Origin of the sequence: Oculatella sp. FACHB-28, assembly GCF_014696015.1 — a bacterium.
Classification (GTDB): Bacteria; Cyanobacteriota; Cyanobacteriia; order Elainellales; family Elainellaceae; genus JAAUTN01.
Genome location: NZ_JACJPJ010000047.1, coordinates 1 through 16,589 on the forward strand (window position 1 = coordinate 1; position 16,589 = coordinate 16,589).

At 48.9% G+C, this 16,589-nt stretch carries 9 protein-coding genes, 1 tRNA gene, 2 pseudogenes and 1 CRISPR repeat array; of the genes and pseudogenes, 8 read left to right on the plus strand and 4 right to left on the minus strand.

The window, feature by feature from the left end:
• Positions 1-112: 112 nt before the first annotated feature.
• From H6F88_RS08375 to H6F88_RS08385, 3 genes and pseudogenes are all read left to right on the plus strand, one after another.
• Positions 113-1,198: pseudogene (locus H6F88_RS08375) on the plus strand (transposase family protein); the annotation flags it as partial.
• A 2-nt stretch (positions 1,199-1,200) separates the two neighbouring features.
• Complete coding sequence (locus H6F88_RS08380) at positions 1,201-2,031, plus strand: TniB family NTP-binding protein (RefSeq protein WP_190642298.1); 831 nt, start codon at positions 1,201-1,203, stop codon at positions 2,029-2,031.
• Between the two features lie 2 nt (positions 2,032-2,033).
• Positions 2,034-2,534, plus strand: coding sequence for a TniQ family protein (locus H6F88_RS08385; RefSeq protein ID WP_190642299.1), 501 nt, complete (start codon positions 2,034-2,036; stop codon positions 2,532-2,534).
• 195 nt (positions 2,535-2,729) lie between these two features.
• Here H6F88_RS08385 and H6F88_RS08390 read toward each other — a convergent pair whose 3' ends face one another.
• Entirely contained in the window at positions 2,730-3,173 is a 444-nt protein-coding gene (locus H6F88_RS08390; RefSeq protein ID WP_190642300.1) for a MerR family transcriptional regulator, read from the minus strand.
• A 96-nt stretch (positions 3,174-3,269) separates the two neighbouring features.
• Between H6F88_RS08390 and cas12k the strand changes: the two genes are divergently transcribed.
• The gene (gene cas12k, locus H6F88_RS08395) at positions 3,270-5,177 is read left to right on the plus strand and encodes a type V CRISPR-associated protein Cas12k (protein ID WP_190642301.1); all 1,908 of its coding nucleotides are present in this window, start codon (positions 3,270-3,272) and stop codon (positions 5,175-5,177) included.
• A 514-nt stretch (positions 5,178-5,691) separates the two neighbouring features.
• Positions 5,692-6,674: direct repeats of the CRISPR family, unit length 37 nt; unit sequence GTCGCAATTGCCTGTCTCTATGGGGGCAGGTTGAAAG.
• Positions 6,675-7,027: 353 nt separating this feature from the next.
• Here cas12k and H6F88_RS08400 read toward each other — a convergent pair.
• Positions 7,028-7,101: transfer RNA gene (locus tag H6F88_RS08400), tRNA-Asp, on the minus strand.
• A gap of 225 nt (positions 7,102-7,326) precedes the next feature.
• On the opposite strand from H6F88_RS08400, the gene H6F88_RS08405 reads away from it, so the two are divergent.
• Entirely contained in the window at positions 7,327-11,247 is a 3,921-nt protein-coding gene (locus H6F88_RS08405) for a phytase (RefSeq protein WP_190642302.1), read from the plus strand.
• 399 nt (positions 11,248-11,646) lie between these two features.
• On the plus strand, positions 11,647-12,150 hold the full coding sequence (locus H6F88_RS08410) for a hypothetical protein (protein ID WP_190642303.1): 504 nt from the start codon (positions 11,647-11,649) through the stop codon (positions 12,148-12,150).
• Here the strand turns inward: H6F88_RS08410 and H6F88_RS34350 are convergent.
• Positions 12,135-12,280: pseudogene (locus H6F88_RS34350) on the minus strand (LuxR C-terminal-related transcriptional regulator); the annotation flags it as partial. The gene H6F88_RS08410 and the pseudogene H6F88_RS34350 sit on opposite strands and share 16 nt — an antisense overlap.
• Before the next feature lie 121 nt (positions 12,281-12,401).
• Here H6F88_RS34350 and H6F88_RS08420 point away from each other — a divergent pair.
• Positions 12,402-13,172, plus strand: a complete 771-nt coding sequence (locus H6F88_RS08420) for an ATP-binding cassette domain-containing protein (protein WP_190642475.1) — start codon at positions 12,402-12,404, stop codon at positions 13,170-13,172.
• On the plus strand, positions 13,169-14,731 hold the full coding sequence (locus H6F88_RS08425) for a hypothetical protein (RefSeq protein WP_190642304.1): 1,563 nt from the start codon (positions 13,169-13,171) through the stop codon (positions 14,729-14,731). The genes H6F88_RS08420 and H6F88_RS08425 overlap by 4 nt, the downstream gene beginning before the upstream one ends.
• A gap of 89 nt (positions 14,732-14,820) precedes the next feature.
• Here the strand turns inward: H6F88_RS08425 and abc-f are convergent, their stop codons facing one another.
• A complete protein-coding gene (gene abc-f, locus H6F88_RS08430; protein ID WP_190642305.1) occupies positions 14,821-16,446 on the minus strand; it encodes a ribosomal protection-like ABC-F family protein in 1,626 nt (541 codons plus the stop codon).
• Positions 16,447-16,589: the final 143 nt, after the last annotated feature.

Consider the following 16,589-nt stretch of genomic DNA (forward strand, 5'->3'; position numbering starts at 1 on the left):
TGAATTGAAAGATTTATTTCAAGCCATCTAATCGCAAATGGGAAAGAGGAAGCTTCTGATGATAAGAGGTGATGAAAAAAGCGGTGATCTGAGTACCCAGATCTGACAGTTTCGTCCCTGGTTGACCACAGTTATCGATACCTATTCCCGTTGCATTATGGGAATTAACTTAGGATTTGATGCCCCAAGTTCTCAAGTTGTGGCATTAGCACTCCGTCACGCTATTCTGCCAAAGAAATATGGGGCAGAGTACAAGCTGAACTGTGAGTGGGAAACTTACGGAAAACCACAGCACTTCTACACAGATGGCGGTAAAGACTTTCGTTCTAATCATGTACAGCAAATTGCTGTTGATTTGGGCTTTGTTTGCCATCTGCGCGATCGCCCTTCAGAAGGTGGCATTGTTGAGCGTCCGTTCAGAACCTTAAACGACCAGCTATTCTCAACCTTGCCTGGATACACCGGATCGAATGTGCAGGAACGCCCAGAGGATGCTGAGAAGGATGCTAGTTTAACGCTACGAGAGCTAGAACAGCTGATTGTGCGGTTTATTTGCGATCGCTACAACCAAGGCATTGATGCTCGGATGGGTGACCAGACGCGCTTTCAGCGTTGGGAAGCTGGATTACCTGAAGTACCTACTGTGATTGACGAGCGACATCTCGACATTTGCCTCATGAAAGCGTCACGGAGGAGAATTCAGCGCGGTGGTTACTTGCAATTTGAGAACCTGATGTATCGCGGAGAGTACTTGGCTGGCTATGCCGGAGAAACGGTAGCAGTTCGGTTTGACCCGAATGACATCACAACACTTCTGGTGTATCGACAGGAGAATAACCAGGATGTTTTTTTAGCTCGTGCCTATGCTCAAGGGTTGGAAACTGAACAATTGTCGTTCGAGGAAGCAAAAGCGAGTAGTCGGAGGCTCCGTGCAGTTGGCAAGACTTTGAGCAACGAAGCCATTCATCAGGAAGTATTAGAGCGAGATGCCCTGACAAGTAACAAGAAAAACCGGAAACAACGGCAAAAAGAAGAACAGAAAATGGCGCGATCGCAACCTGACAAGCCTGTTGAGCAACCTGCATCTTCACTACCAGAGCTAATTGAGCCTGAATTGGCTCAACCTGATGTTGAGGCACACTTTGATACTGAATTGTTTGCACCAATCGATTTTGATGAATTGCGAGGTGAGTGGTAAGTATGGTTCAAGCAAAAGAATGGGCTGAAGTTTTAGGCGAAACCCCACCTGATCCAGGTTGGTTACAGGGAGAAATTACGCGGTTGCGGAAAAAAACTATCATGCCTCTGGAGCATGTAAGCCAACTGCATAACTGGCTGGATGGAAAACGGAAATCAAGGCAATCCTGCCGAATGATAGGGGAATCTAGAACAGGCAAATCCGTTGCCTGTGAAGCTTACTTCTACCGCAACAAGCCCAAGCAGGAGTTAGGAAAGAAGCCTGTTGTAGCAGTTACACATATTCAGCCACCACAGAAGTGTAGTTCCAAAGATCTGTTCAAGGAGATTATTGAGTTTCTGAAGCATCGAGCAACTAAAGGAACGGTATCAGATTTTCGAGGAAGAGCGTTCGAGGTGTTGCAAGCCTGTGAAGTGGAGATGTTGATTATTGATGAAGCCGATCGCCTCAAACCTGAAACCTTTGCCGATGTGCGAGATATTTATGACAAGTTAGCGATCGCTGTCGTTTTAGTAGGCACCGATCGCTTAGATGCAGTCATCAAACGAGACGAGCAAGTTTACAACCGCTTTCGTGCCTGTCATCGTTTTGGCAAATTGTCGGGTGAGGATTTTAAGAAGACAGTTGCTATTTGGGAGCAAAAGGTTTTGCAATTACCCGTTGCATCCAATCTAACCAGTAAGGAAATGCTACGAATCCTGGTAACTGGTACGGAAGGATATATAGGGCGAATGGATGAAATTCTACGAGAAGCAGCCATTCGATCGCTCTCCAAGGGTTTCAAAAAGGTAGACAAAGGAGTTCTTCAAGAAGTAGCGAAGGAGTATAAGTAACGGTGGAAACGGGTATTCAGCCTTGGCTTTTTTTGGTAGAACCCTACACAGGCGAAAGTCTGAGCCACTTCTTGGGAAGATTTCGACGACCTAATCACCTTACTCCGAGTGGATTAGGGCAATTAGCAAGTATTGGAGCGGTCGTAGCTCGATGGGAACGATTTCACCTCAATCCACCTCCTAGCTCAGAAGAATTAAAGGACTTGGCACGAGTGGTTGGAGTCACTGCCGAACGATTGGCAGAAATGTTGCCTCCCGAGGGAGTAGGAATGCAGTGGAGTCCGATACGACTTTGCGGTGCTTGCTATGGCGAAACGCCCTGTCATCAGATTGAGTGGCAATATAAGTCGATTTGGAAGTGCGATCGCCATACTCTGAAGTTACTTGCTAAGTGTCCAAAATGCGAAACAAAGTTTAGGACTCCAGCATTGTGGGAAGAGGATGTTTGCCATCGCTGCCGAACACCATTTGCAGCAATGGCAATATACCAAAAATCTGCTTGATTAGCTGTTGAATTCTGCTGGAAATCAACCACAGAGTTGAGAATAGTTCGGCTCTCACGGACTTCTCAGAAGAACCATCCACTAACAATTGAAATTCAATCAATTCAGGAACTGGTTAAACTCCACAATTGTGTTTGCTAAAATCCCCTTTGTTGACGAGCAACCTAGCTGAAGTAACTGCGGGTTTGACAACCTTTAAACAACCTGAAGCTTCTTCTCAAGCCGTTCACCCAATGTTTCCATCCAAAGTGGAATGATAGCCTGTCCATTCTGGATAGCGGTAATTGCCTTCTCTTCATTGAATTCTACACAACGTAGTCTTTCATCTTCTTCACTTTGCCAGAGCATAAACCGCTTCTTAACCTTGTAGCTGAGCGGATTCTCAAACAAAGCTGGTTCAACCAATCTCAAAAAGTCCAAGGTAGATTGGCAAACCTCAAAGCTTAAACCCAGGGAAAGCAGGTACTGCATCAGAGTTAAAGTCCATAGGTCGGATACAGAGTAATAAACATTGCGTCCCTTACCTGTTGTATTCACAGTTGGTACAACGACTTTCCGTTCCCGCCAATACTGGAGTTGTCGTCGGGAGCATTGGGTAATCTTAGCCGCTTCTGTACTCGTAAAAAATTTCTCTTCCATACAATCCATCGTACAGAAGGAGATTAAATACACATAAGCCTCTTGAAAACACAATGTGTTTATAGTACATTTGTTCTAGTCAATAGGGTTTAGCTTATGAGCCAAATCACAATTCAATGTCGCCTCGTAGCTGATGAAGTAACTCGTCAATTTCTCTGGACGCTAATGGCTGGGCGTAACACGCCACTGATTAACGAACTCATTGAGCAACTTAGTCAACATGAAGAATTTGAAGCCTGGAGGCGCAAAGGTAAAGTTTCTTCCAGCGTAGTTACCCAACTTTGCAAGTCGCTCAAAACAGATTCACGTTTTAGCGGTCAGCCTGCTCGACTTTATGTTTCAGCAGAACATACCGCAGACTATATTTTTAAGTCTTGGTTAGCAATCCAGAAACAGCTTCAGCAGCGACTTGATGGGAAGCTGCGCTGGCTGGAGATGCTCAAGAGTGATGAGGAATTGGCTCAGGAAAGTGAAGTTGACATTGCAGAAATTCGCGATCGCGCCTCTGCTATCCTCGCTCAGTTTCAACCCTCAACTTCCTCAGATAAATCAATTCAGAAACAAAGTAAGAAGGGTAAAAAGAGCAGAAAGGCAGATTCGTCGGACCCGAGTTTGGCAAGCCAACTTTTCGACCGATATCGAGATTCAAAATGCTTATTGGAGCAGTGTGCGATCGCCTACTTGCTGAAAAATGGCAGCAAAATTCCTGACCAGGACGAGAACCCGCAAAAATTTACCCAACGTCGTCGCAAGGTTGAAATCCAAGCCAAGCGACTTCAAGACCAGATCGAGAGCAGAATTCCTCATGGACGGGATCTAACTGGGCAGAGTTGGCTAAACACGCTTGAAATAGCTACCCAAACCGTTCCACAAGATAATACCGAGGCTAAGCGCTGGCAGGACAGATTGCTTACTGATCCAACCTCTCTGCCATTTCCGCTCGTTTTTGAAACGAATGAGGATTTAGTTTGGCAGAAGAACGTTCAAGGTCGGCTTTGCGTTCGGTTCAACGGTTTGAGCGATTACACCTTCAAAGTTTATTGTGATCAGCGCCAATTACACTGGTTTAAGCGATTTTTGACAGACCAGAAAACTAAAAAAGCTGGCAAAAATCAGCACTCCAGTGGTCTATTTACGCTTCGCTCTGCCCGTCTAGCATGGCAGCAGGGCGAGGGAAAAGGAAATCCTTGGGATCTTCATCGCCTTACTCTCTATTGCACAGTAGACACTCGCCTTTGGTCTGCTGAGGGAACTGAACAAGTCCGACAAGAAAAAGCGGCTGAAGTTGCCCAAAAAATCACCCAAATGGAGAACAAGGGCGACCTCTTAAAAACGCAGCAAGCCTATGTAAAGCGCCTAAGTTCTACTCTTGCTCGAATTAACACACCCTTTGATCGACCTAGTAAGCCTCTTTACTGTGGACAGCCTCAAGTGATTGTTGGGCTTAGCATTGGTTTAGAGAAACCCGCTACAATCGCCGTTTGGGATGCTGCTACCAATCAAGTTCTTGCTAACTATGGTATCCGACAACTTTTAGGTAAGGACTACAGGTTACTTACACGACGACGTTCAGAGCAACAAAAGACGGCTCATCAGCGCCACAAAGCTCAGAAGCAGTCAGCCCCCAATCAGTTTGGTGAGTCTGAATTAGGTCAGCATGTTGATCGCCTCTTGGCAAAATCAATTGTGGCGATCGCAAAATCTTATAAGTCCGGCAGTATCGCAATCCCCAAATTAGGAACTATCCGTGAAATTGTGGAAGCAGAAATTAAAGCCAAAGCAGAGCAGAAGTGTCCTGGCTATGTCGAAGGCCAGCAGAAATACGCCAAGCAGTACCGTGCTAGCGTTCATCGTTGGAGCTATGGGCGGCTGATTGATAGTATTCGTAGCCAAGCCATTAAGCTCGGTATTGCCATTGAAGAAGCCAAACAACCTCTTGCAGGGAAGCTAGAAGAAAAAGCTAGAGATGTGGCGATCGCTGCTTATCAAGCCCGAAGCAATTGAGGCTGTAGGCAAAGTTTTGTACCTTGAAAATCAAATAGCTCAAACAGCGCCGCGACGTATGCTGCTTGCAGTATACGCATCGTGCAAAATTAGGGTTAGTTTGACTGTCGGTAGACAGTCTTGCTTTCTGACCCTGGTAGCTGCTCACCCTGATGCCGTCGGATGGGAAATTTCGGTTTCTCAGTCGAGATTAAGTCATGGTTGAGGAATTAGTCTGCTTCAATTATGGCGTAGGTGCGCTCCCGGCAAAAAGGGCGCGGATGTACTGCTGTAGTGGCTGCCAAACCACCCCCGACCAAGGGGGAACCCGCTTCTATTCTGAGTTCTGGCGATCGATAAGAGACTAGTTTCTCGAAGCGATCCGCGCAAAGCTTCAAATCAAGATACTCTAAAGGTTTCGGCCTCTAAGGGTATTTGAATCTTGAAGTTTGATGACCTGAAAAGGGAGAGACTAAAGCGATCCGCGCACACGAACCTTGAAATGCATAGCTAGTCAAGGTTTAAGAAATGTGCAGTCGCAATTGCCTGTCTCTATGGGGGCAGGTTGAAAGCAGCTGCGCCACCGGCTGAACCACTGCCACCGGTCGTCGCAATTGCCTGTCTCTATGGGGGCAGGTTGAAAGTAATGTGTGATGGGTAAGCGATAGACTGCCTCTGATGTCGCAATTGCCTGTCTCTATGGGGGCAGGTTGAAAGGCGAGCAAACAAGTGATTGAGTGAAATGAGTAACGTCGCAATTGCCTGTCTCTATGGGGGCAGGTTGAAAGTAAAAATTTTCCAGATCTAGATCCTGCTACGTAAGGTCGCAATTGCCTGTCTCTATGGGGGCAGGTTGAAAGACAGATGGAAGAAAGGACGAATTAAAGTTTCTTACCGTCGCAATTGCCTGTCTCTATGGGGGCAGGTTGAAAGCTATCAAACGAAGTTCGGCTACCACCCAGACAAAGGTCGCAATTGCCTGTCTCTATGGGGGCAGGTTGAAAGATAGCGTAATGCAGCAAAACCCGTGTAGCGGTTGTCGCAATTGCCTGTCTCTATGGGGGCAGGTTGAAAGGAAACACATGTAGGGAAGGATGGATTTGAGAGAACGTCGCAATTGCCTGTCTCTATGGGGGCAGGTTGAAAGATCCTGGCAATGCAGCAGATGAAACAGAAGAAACGTCGCAATTGCCTGTCTCTATAGGGGCAGGTTGAAAGAGAATACTCACTATCTTTTGGCGATCTTTGTTATGGTCGCAATTGCCTGTCTCTATGGGGCAGGTTGAAAGTAAATCCGTGCCATGCAGCGCCAAGAAGTCTAGATGTCGCAATTGCCTGTCTCTATGGGGGCAGGTTGAAAGAATTATCTCCTACACACATATCAGCGCTGCAACTCGCACTGAGTCACAATTGCCTGTCCCTATGGAGGCAGGTTGAAAGTATGTACACCAGCACTAGCAAGATGTCAGACAGCGGTGGGGGTCACAATTGCCTGTCCCTATGGGGGCACGTTGAAAGCTCATGCAGAGCAGATTGAGTCTAGCACCCTCATTGCAATTATCTGTCTCAATTAAGGTAGGTTGGAGGACAGTTCCTACTCAATAGGCAAACTGAGGACAGGTTGCAACACTTATCCCGAAGGTACAGTCTGGGGGGTTATGAAACCTCATCAATTGCCAAAAAGAATTTCTTACAAGCGGAAGTGGGTTGAAAGAGAGCACCGCCCTGTCACCAGGGAGGATGGACAGGAACGCGACAAATAATTTGTCACCAGTGCTTCAGCGACACTAATTTGTCACAACGACACTAACTCGTCACCGATGACAGTAATCTGTCACCGATGACAAATAATGTGTCACTGTACAACTCTACGGGACTGACGGGGCTCGAACCCGCAACTTCCGCCGTGACAGGGCGGTGCTCTAACCAATTGAACTACAGTCCCCTGTTAGGGGCAATATCTAGTGTGCCGAAAGAAGGCGGATTTGTCAAACAAAAATCGAAAATTTCTTTTGGACTTATTACCCAAACCATAAGCTTCCCATAGTCCAGCCTTTAGATGCGGGTGATATCTTCCTGAGCGGTAACCCGGTTTAAGCCCTCTAAACCTATATACCGCTAGCTTTTTCCATTTCCAGGAATAAAACTTTACCTCGTCAAGGAAGCTTTCATGGTAAATCCCGATACCGTTCGTTTTGCCCAGTTCAACGCCTCGCTGAACCGCAACAACGCAGGCGAACTAGTTACCGATTTGTCCACCCCCGACAATGCTCAGGCTAAGACCGTCGCAGAAATCATCCAGCGAACCAATCCGGATGTGCTGCTGATTAACGAGTTTGACTTTGATGAAAGCGGCACTGCTGCTGAGCTGTTTCAGCAAAACTATCTGGGTGTCAGCCAAAACGGAGTTGACCCGGTTGAATATCCCTATTACTACATCGCGCCTTCCAACACGGGCATTCCCTCTGGCTCTGATCTGAACAATGACGGCAGGGTGAGCGGGCCAGATGATGCCTTTGGGTTTGGCTTTTTTCCCGGTCAGTATGGCATGGTGGTTTATTCCAAGTACCCGATTGACACTGAGAATGCCCGCACCTTCCAAAATTTCCTGTGGAAAGACATGCCGGGGGTGCTGCTGCCCGATGCCCCCAACACGCCGGAGGCAAACGACTGGTATTCAGCGGAAGAGTTAGCGGCATTCCGGCTCTCGTCCAAGAGTCACTGGGATATTCCGATTGAGGTGAATGGCGAAACGATTCACTTTCTCACCAGCCATCCTACACCACCCGTGTTTGACGGACCGGAAGACCGCAACGGTCGCCGCAACCACGACGAGATTCGCTTTTGGTCAGACTATATAACTCCAGGCGAAGGCGATTACATCTACGACGATGCGGGCAATACTGGCGGCTTGGCGGATGGCTCGAAGTTTGTGATTGCGGGCGACCAGAATGCTGACCCCTTTGATGGCGACAGCGTTGAAGATGCCGTTCTCCAGTTGCTTAACAACCCGCTGATCAACACTAGCGTCACACCCAGCAGCGAGGGTGCAGTGGATGCATCAGAGCGTCAGGGCGGTGCAAACACGGCTCACATCAACAATCCGGCCTTTGACACGGCAGATTTTGCTGATACGACTCCGGGCAATCTGCGGGCTGACTATGTGTTGCCTTCCCAGAATTTGGAGATTACCGACGCTCAGGTATTTTGGCCCACTAGCGATGATCCTCAATTTGGGTTGGTGGGCAATTTTCCGTTTCCTAGTTCTGACCATCGGCTGGTGTGGGTTGACCTGGCAACGGAACCTGCGGCAGACCAGAATCGACAAACGGTGGCAGGGGTAGATTTCTTGGGAGAAGTGACGTTTCCAACCTCCCTCACCTTTGAGGGAACTCAGGTTGGCGGACTGTCAGGAATTGCGTATGACGCAGCTAACGACATTTACTACAGCATTGCGGACGATCGCAGCCAATTTAACCCAGCTCGATTCTACACGCTGTCGATTGACCTGAGCGCTGGAGAACTGCGAGACGGCGATATTAGTTTTGAAAACGTAACCACTCTGCTGGATGAGTCGGGTGAACCGTTTGCTGAACTTAGCCTTGACCCAGAGGGAATTGCCCTTTCCCCAGATGGCACCCTGTATGTCTCCTCTGAGGGTGACGCAACTCGACTGATTAGCCCATTTGTGAATCAGTTTTCGCTAGATGGGGAGCAAATTGGGGAATTGGCGATCGCCGACAAATACCTTCCCACCGCTGCCAACAGCAGCGGCATTCGCAACAACCTCGCCTTTGAGAGCGCCACTATTACCCCCGACGGTCGCTACCTCTACACCGCCACTGAAAATGCGCTCAATCAGGACGGCCCAGCCGCAGACCTGGAGCAGGAAAGCGTTTCCCGCATCATCAAATACGACTTGCTTACCGGCCAGCCCGTGCAGGAGTTTATCTATGAAGTCGATGCCGTAGCTGAAACCCCAGTTCCAGCGGATGCCTTCCGCACAAATGGGCTGGTGGAACTGCTGGCGATCGACAACAGCGGCACCTTGCTAGCCCTAGAGCGCTCCTTCTCCACAGGCGTAGGCAACACCGTCAAGCTCTACGAAATCAGTACCCAGGGCGCGCTGGATGTTAGCAGTAGAGATAGCTTGCTATTTGAAGACGGCGTTGCTTTAGAGGTTGACCCAACCGTTTCTAAGCGAGAACTGCTCGACTTTGCTGATTTCGGCATCACGCCAGACAACCTGGAAGGCTTGGCGCTAGGACCAAAGCTGGCAGATGGTCGCCAATCGCTGATCGTGGTCAGTGACAACAACTTCAGCGACACTCAGGTGACACAGTTCATCGCCTTAAGCCTGGATTTGGACACGATTCCCGTCGTTGCGCCAACGGTTGAAACGCCTCCTACCTTTGACATCGAGGAACCACCCAGCGGACCAGCTCTCTCCAGTGCAGACGATCCGGCGATTTACGTGCATCCAACCGACTCTTCGCTCAGTCTGGTGGTTACAGCGTTAAAAAATGGCGGCTTGCAGGTACACGACCTGAACGGGGAACTACTGCAAACGATCGCTCCTGACTCTCCCGAAGACCTGCGCTACAACAACGTTGATACGCTGTATGGCTTCAATCTGGGTGGTGAAACGGTGGATCTGGTGGTTGCTAGCGATCGCCTTAATGACACCATCGCCATCTATCGCATCAATCCAGAAACCCGCCAGTTAACCAACATCACTGCTCCAGACATTCTGGAAACCATCTTTGGCGTAGATGACGGCGAGAAAACCGCTTATGGGGTAGCAAACTATATCAGTCCCATTACGGGCAAAGCCTACGCCTTCGTCACCCAGGCTGATGGCAACCAGATTGCTCAACTGGAGCTGATCGACAACGGTGAAGGACAAATTGATGCCCAAATCGTCCGAGTTCTGACCGTTCCCGTTCCCGCAGACGGAGAGCGAGAAGCGCTGACCGAAGGCGCAGTCGTCGATGCTGAACTGGGCTACCTCTACATCGGTCAGGAAGATGTTGGCATCTACAAATTCTCCGCAGAGCCAGAAGGTGGCGACGAAGGCGTACTGATCGACGCGGTAAAGCCAGAGGGCAAAGCTCTCGAAGCTGACGTAGAAGGATTAGCTCTCTACTACGGTGCAAACAGTACGGGCTATTTGATTGCCTCCAGTCAGGGCGACAGCACCTTTGCCGTTTACAGCCGCGAAGGGGACAACGCCTACCTGGGTAGCTTCATTGTAGGTGAGGCAAATGGTATCGACAGCGTAGACGGCAGCGACGGGCTAGACGTCATTAACGTACCGCTTGGCCCCAACTTCCTCTCTGGGCTCCTCGTCGTCCACGATCAGCAAAATGAACCTGCCCTGATTGTTGAAGACGATGGAGAACTGGTCAACGCCAGCGGCAACTTTAAGTTTGTCCCCTGGAAGAATGTCGCCAGTAGCTTCCCAAATCCTTTAGACATCGACACCAGCAGCTATGATCCGCGCAATCCCTCTGCTAGAACCCTCATCGTTGGCACCCCAGATGCAGAGACGCTGGTCGGCACTGCCGATGATGAAGTCCTCAACGGCTTTGGCGGGAACGACACGATCGCAGGTGGGCTAGGCAACGATATCGTTTATGGTGGTGCAGGCAATGATGTGTTGAGGGGCGATCGCAACCAGTCCAGCACGGGCGGCAACACAGGCGGCGACGACATTCTTTATGGCGGCACAGGCAATGACCGGATCGGCGGTAAAAGTGGCAACGACAAACTCTACGGCGAAGCAGGCAATGATCATCTCTTTGGCGACAACGGCGATGACCTGCTGCGCGGCGGCTTGGGCAACGACAGATTAGTAGGCGGCAGGGGTCGCGACACCTTTGTCCTGGCAGCAGGCGAAGGAACCGACACGATCCGCGACTTCCAGGTCAGCGAAGACCGAATCGAACTGACAGAAGGCTTAACCTTCGGGCAGCTATCCGTGATTCAATCAGGTCAAAACACTCGAATTCTGCTAGGCGAAGAAACTCTAGCAATCCTCCGACAGGTCAATGCAAGTACTCTGGTAGAGACAGTTTTCACCATCATCTAATACCAATTTCAAAAATTAGGGCTACAGATGGAAGGGCACCCCGCGCTTTCCATCTGTAGCCTCTTTTTGGAGAAACGTTATAACCCTCTTTCATCACTCTCGCTGGAGAATAGCTGAAACGACATAAATTCGTTGTAGCCGAACCAAATGAATTCAGTAGAACCGTATGTCAACAGAACAAGAATTTATTCTCTTCTCAGAGTGATGAAAGAGGGATAACATCATTTGAACTTTGAACTGGTGGTTTCTCGTTGCCAAGCTCTGGCTGAGTGACGGCTGATAACAAGCTCCAGCTTCCAGTGGAAGCTGGAGCTTCTCCAGTTGTAGACAGGTCCCATAGAAGGTATACGAGAATGAGCCACTGCTAATGGCAAAATCTTGCAGTTAGAAACAATCATCATGGATTGGAAAACAACACTTTCATTTATCGTCAGCGCCACACTCCTGATTCTATTGGGCGGTTGGCTGCTTGAGGCGAGTGTATTGCCCATTCCAACTGAACTCAATTACAGTGAGACAGAGCAGCACCTCACAAGGATTTGGCTTCAGGCTGCGGTCGTAATTGGATTGATCCTGCCTGGAATTTCATTTTTGGCTCACCTGCGTCGCCCTAGAGCCAGATCAATCCTTGGGTTTTATTTATTGGTTCTTATTATTCAAATTATCACTGAGCAAATTCTTAGTGGCGTTTTTCCTTCTGGTCTATTACTTATTATTGGACCGCTCTACACCGCGTTTCGCGTTTGGCAACTATGGCAGGGGCAACAGCTGATGAGAGCGGATGCTGAAAAGAGGAGTAATCGCGATCGCGGACTGCTTGGCTTGCTGTGGCTCATGCTGCTGTTTTGGTCAGCAAACCTAATCGTTCTTGGGGCAATTGGCTGGTCTCAATTTACTCGATAGACTAAATTAGCGTGAATCACTTGGGCACGATGTCGTAGATTCAAGCGATCGAAAAGTGAGTTACATGAGTTTTTACCGTTCTTTCCGTAATGTAGAGCTGTTCAGCAATTTCTCGATTCGTTGAACCGTTCTTGTGTATAGCTCCGATGCGCCGTGTGTCTCGTAACGTTTACTTTGGCGATCGCCCTGCTCCTACCCAAATATGTCACCATTACCTCGTAGCTCGTCTACCGCTTCAACCGGTTCCTCGCATGAAAATTGCCCTCAAACTAGTCACACTCAGCAAGCGCTATGGCACTCATGAAGCCGTCAATCGCCTCAGCTTGCAGATTCCTCAAGGCTCTCTCTATGCCCTGCTAGGACCAAACGGCGCAGGCAAAACCACCACCTTGAGGATGGTTGCCGGACTGCTTCAACCAGACAGCGGCGATGTCCTGATTCAAGGACACAGCATCACCAAAAACCCTAGCGTTGCAAAGCGGGTTTTAGCGTACTTGCCAGATGAACCGCTGCTCTACGGCAAACTGCGTCCAATGGAGTATCTAGAATTTGTGGCAGGTCTGTGGGGAATTCCTGCAGTACAGGCAGAAACTCGTGCCCAAGACTTGCTAAAACAGCTCAACCTGTGGGACGTGAGAGGCGACCTGAGTGAAACTTTCTCTCGCGGGATGAGACAAAAACTCAGTCTGGCGGGCGCATTCATTCACCAGCCACAACTCATCATTCTAGATGAACCGCTGTCCGGGTTGGATGCTGCTGCTGCTCGCCTGGTCAAAGATATACTGACAGACTATGTACGGCAGGGCAACACGGTTATTCTCACGACCCACATCATGGAAATTGCCGAACGCATGGCTCAGCGGATTGGCATCATCAATCACGGACGGCTGATTGCAGAAGGCACTCTGGACGAACTGAGGATACAAAGCGGTGAAACAGGTGGCACTCTAGAAACCGTCTTTTTAGATTTAACTCAGAGCCAAGACATTAACGACCCGCAACCAGAGGGGCAAAGAGGATGAAAGCTGGTACTTTACCCTGGTTGCTGCGGCATGAGTTGCGCCTGTGGTGGCGTGAGATGAGAAGTAAAACCTTGTTGATTGCCCTAGCAGTTGCGTTTGGGCTATTGATAGCGGTGCTATTTACCCTGTCTTGGTTTGCTCTGTCCCCGGTGCGGCAGCAGGTTTCTTTTGACACGATTCCTGAACCTGCTGTGTGGGCTGCTGTAATGATTTGGCTGGTCGGATTTTTCTACGCCTTCATTCAAGCAATGGGTCAGAGTATTGTGGCCTTGTTTGATCGGGGTGATCTGGATCTGCTAATTGCTTCGCCCATTTCCAGCAAAGTTGTTTTTGCGAGTCGTTTGCTGGGAGTGGCGGTTGAAACTTTCCTGGGCTTTTGCTTGCTAGTTGTGCCGGTTAGTCTGGTTGCAGTTCTTGTGGGTGTGCCGCGACTACTCGGTCTTTATCCAGCTCTAATTGGAATCAGCCTTTACGCTACCAGCCTATCGATGCTGTTGTCACTGTTGTTGGTGCGGCTGTTTGGCGCAAAACGAGCACGCGTCTTTGCTCAGGTTCTCACCGTTTTCTTTAGCGCTATCGTATTTTTGGGTGCTCAACTGCCGAACCTGGTAAGTCAAGACTCGATCAACGGGATCAGCGGAGCAAGCGGAGCATTTTGGCTGCAGGTGCAGGGCTGGTTTCGTACAGGTAGCCTGCTCGGTGCAGACAGCCTGATCTGGTTTCCTGCTAAAACGATTTTTTTGGACCCGATCGCCACACTTTTGACGCTTTTGACCAGTGGCTTGCTAGCGTGGCTCACCGTAGAAACGCTGCACCGTTCCTTTGTTGCAGGAACGCAGCAATCGATGACCCGCAAGCAGCGGCAGCTTCGTCCTGATCAGTCCACGCGCTTTACCAGTGGGTTTAACCGCGTGGTTTTGTTCAAAGAATGGCGCATTGTTTGGCGCAATCCTTATCTAATTTCCAACATATTTTTGCAAATCCTGTTTTTGATTCCAGCGTTGGTGATTGTGTCGAGAGGAGATATGGGGGAGGCGATCGCCTCCCTTTCCACCTTTGTGGCCACCGTTAGTACTTTTGTGGGTAGCACCCTGGCTCAGTCCCTCACCCAAATCTGTATCTCTGGTGAAGAAGCTGCCGATCTGCTCAAAGCCTCTCCAGTGAACAGTGCCACCCTGCGCCGTCTGAAATTGCTGGCTGCCCTAATTCCGGTATGGCTGTTGCTGTCTCCCTTGTTTATCACACTAATTGTGAAAGGCGAAGCGTGGCTGGCACCGCTGGTGGTGTTCCTTTGCGCCACCACCAGTGCGGCAGTCTTGCGCCTGTGGAATTCCCGTCCCATTTCTCTGTCTGATTTGTTTAAGCGACGACAAAACGTTCAAGGCGACCCACTTTTAGGGTTCCTGGAATTCGTTTCTACATTTGCCTGGGCTGGACTAGGGTTTGGTTTAGAGCAAACTCACTCCGGCTGGATTTTTACCCCATTAGGTATTGTGCTGATGGCGATGACCATTGCCTACGGGCGCAGTCGCCAGCTAGGAACATCCTTAGGCTTTTAGGTAAACTGAACCTTCCTCCTCTTCACGTTTTGTCAGTCAGGTCAATGAGTCAATGAGTAGCGTGCTCTAATCCTCTAAACCTAGCACTGCTATTCATCTCCATTGAAGTCTTCACACTCCAGAAGCTCGTTGTAATAGTGCGATCGCTCACTGGGAAGATACATTGTTTGCTGCAACGTTTGGTGCTGTAGGCGAAACGAGCGAGTGATGTTAATCCGACTTAAGAAATCTAGATCATGTGAAATCACCCAAAGTGCGCCCTGATACTCGTTCAATGCTTCAACGATCTGATCAACGGTTGTAATATCAAGATTGTTGGTCGGCTCATCGAGAATCAGCAAATCAAGTTCTGAGATGGTAATCATGGCGATCGCTAATCTCGCCAATTCTCCACCACTTAACACCGATGCAGATTTGTATACATCGTCATTGAAGAACAGAAAATGTCCCAACTGCTGCCGCAATAGCTGATAGTTGAGAGCCGGATTTGCCCGCTGCATATTTTCCAGAACCGTTTGAGTGCGATCGACAAACTCATAGCTCTGATCAAGATACATAATCTGCATCTGCGCGAGTCGAATATTACCCTGAAGTTGAGCTAGGGCTGCTTCAATCCCCACAATTGCTTTCACAAAACAGGATTTACCGGAACCATTAACGCCTGCAATCGAAAGGCGATCGCCACTCTCAACCTGAAGCTGAATGTCTTTGAGCAACAGACGATGATCGACCCAAAGATTTGCCTGATTGATCTCGATTAAATTTCTGTGTTTTTGACTTTTTCCCTCTAGTTGAATGCTGGTTGTTTTATGTGTTCTCACTTTGGTCGCTGCAACTTTCTGAACTGCAGTCGCGATCGCCTGATCGTGTTTCACTTTCAACGTTGCTGCCGTTGCTTCGGCTTGCCGCTTTAAACCTCCTGCTGCAATGCGTGGCATATCGCCATTCAGCTGTCGCCTGCGACCGTTGCGGCTCGATTGAGCGGCTCGTTCCTGTTCGCGCAAGGCAGACGTTTTCGCACGTTTGAGTTCTTTTCGGGCAGTTTCATGCGATCGCATTCGTGCTGAGTGTTCTAGCTGCTTTTGTTCCCGGTATAGGGAATAATTGCCGCCATAAACTTGCAATCCTTCAGGTGTGAGTTCCCAGGTTGTGTTGGTCACTTGATCTAGAAAGAAAGGTTTGTGCGAGACAATCACAAATGCACCCTGAAACTGGCAAAGGAACTGCCTCAGTTCTTCGAGTGACAGGTAATCAAGATGATTAGTCGGTTCATCCAGAAACAAGAGATTGGGCGATCGCGCTAACCCAACCGCTAGAAGCAATTTGGTCAACTCTCCACCGCTCAGGTTTTGAATTAACAGCGACAGATCTAGAGTAGTGCTAAATATCGTTTCGAGAATCTGTTCAATCTCCCACCACTCGTTAGAGATGGCGTTAAGAAAATTAAAAATGGACTCTGATTGAATGGACTCTCGAATGGTGCTGATCTGGGGCAGATAATAGGTTGAACCATTGCGAACTACTGATCCCTGTCTAAGTGGAAACTCACCTGACAAAAGTTTGAGCAATGTTGATTTGCCGACTCCGTTGGAGCCGACTAAGGCAACTCGGTCACCTGCTGAGAGACTGAGATGAATCCCTTGAAAAAGATGTGTGGAATTCAGTTCATAGCTCAAGTTCTCAGCAATTAAGTAGGGCTGTCGATCGTTTGACATCCACTACCTCCTTACAAAATAAAACTGCAAGAGTGCTGATAGCGTAGCGATATTCGTTGTGTAAAAGCTTAAGAAGCCAGAGCAGAGAGTGATTTTAGCTCATGTCTGTTTTGCCATATCGAGAGCCCGGCTGATTTCAACCG

Excerpts from the sequence above, each read along its gene's own strand:
- H6F88_RS08380 (WP_190642298.1), top strand. The coding sequence starts at position 1,201 with ATGGTTCAAGCAAAAGAATGGGCTGAAGTTTTAGGCGAAACCCCACCT.
- H6F88_RS08390 (WP_190642300.1), bottom strand. The coding sequence starts at position 3,173 with ATGGAAGAGAAATTTTTTACGAGTACAGAAGCGGCTAAGATTACCCAA.
- cas12k (WP_190642301.1), top strand. The coding sequence starts at position 3,270 with ATGAGCCAAATCACAATTCAATGTCGCCTCGTAGCTGATGAAGTAACT.
- H6F88_RS08405 (WP_190642302.1), top strand. The coding sequence starts at position 7,327 with ATGGTAAATCCCGATACCGTTCGTTTTGCCCAGTTCAACGCCTCGCTG.
- H6F88_RS08410 (WP_190642303.1), top strand. The coding sequence starts at position 11,647 with ATGGATTGGAAAACAACACTTTCATTTATCGTCAGCGCCACACTCCTG.
- H6F88_RS08420 (WP_190642475.1), top strand. The coding sequence starts at position 12,402 with ATGAAAATTGCCCTCAAACTAGTCACACTCAGCAAGCGCTATGGCACT.
- H6F88_RS08425 (WP_190642304.1), top strand. The coding sequence starts at position 13,169 with ATGAAAGCTGGTACTTTACCCTGGTTGCTGCGGCATGAGTTGCGCCTG.
- abc-f (WP_190642305.1), bottom strand. The coding sequence starts at position 16,446 with ATGTCAAACGATCGACAGCCCTACTTAATTGCTGAGAACTTGAGCTAT.